The organism is Roseibium sp. RKSG952 (genome assembly GCF_009711355.1).
Window position 1 is genome coordinate 1 of the sequence record NZ_SMMF01000405.1, and the last position, 844, is coordinate 844.

The 844-nt window shown below is 57.5% G+C and carries 1 protein-coding gene; it reads right to left on the reverse strand.

The window, feature by feature from the left end:
* Nucleotides 1-110 precede the first annotated feature (110 nt).
* On the reverse strand, nt 111-728 hold the full coding sequence (locus E1297_RS01255; RefSeq protein WP_155132887.1) for a hypothetical protein: 618 nt from the start codon (nt 726-728) through the stop codon (nt 111-113).
* Between the last annotated feature and the right edge of the window lie 116 nt (nt 729-844).

Here is an 844-nt window from a genome sequence, read left to right on the forward strand (position 1 = left end):
CCGTCCTTCAGGGCGGGGAAGACGTTAATGGAGTCGAATCCCATCGCATCCGTCATCCTGTCCCCTTCAGTTCGACCTCGAGACGAACGCGCGCTTCCGAAAGTACAAAGTCAGGAGACGACTGGTTTCAGGCTTTCGCGAATGAAGAAGAATTCCCCCTGAGGGTCCTTTCGATATCGAAAGGCAACTTCGGAGCCCTTATCCACAAGCATTGACTGCCCTCGCTGCCGGGAATGGTATTTCCTTCCGCCGACCGTCACGACGTGATCGAACAAACCCGAGCGGCTCTCGACCGGGAAAACCACATAGTCCTCGACCCGCCCGAAACCGTCGTGCAATCGCATGAAATCGTTCACGACACCCCGCGCAAAAAGAGACGCGAACTTCGTGACGACGAACTCGTCGTGAGGCACGTGGCTGGCCGCAAGCACGGCCCACGGCGATATTCCGAACTCACGAGCATATTCGACGCACTGCGGAGATCGAGCCGAAAGACCGGGAATAATCGCGAGCTCCGTGTAGACCTCGTCGCATTTCGAGGCCCCCATAAAACAAAGCGCCGTAACCTCCGCCGCCTTCAGGTAGATCTCACCAAACGGCGTTTCGAGCGAGGCGTATGGCCAGTCGTCCCGCGCCCGTGCGCCGTTGATGGAGAACACACGACAATGTGCGTCCGCGAACCAGTTCGCGAACCCTGGTATTTCAAGCCTTCCCTTCGTATACGCCATACACCTGTCCCAAACGCCGACTTAGACACATTCTTCCCAAATCGAGACCTCCCATGCAACCCAAAAAATAGGCGATTCCGTGGCTGCCCCGCCCCGAAGGACAGGGCTTCCTGCTT

Coding starts and splice junctions, on each gene's coding strand:
- E1297_RS01255 (WP_155132887.1), bottom strand. CDS start 728: ATGGCGTATACGAAGGGAAGGCTTGAAATACCAGGGTTCGCGAACTGG.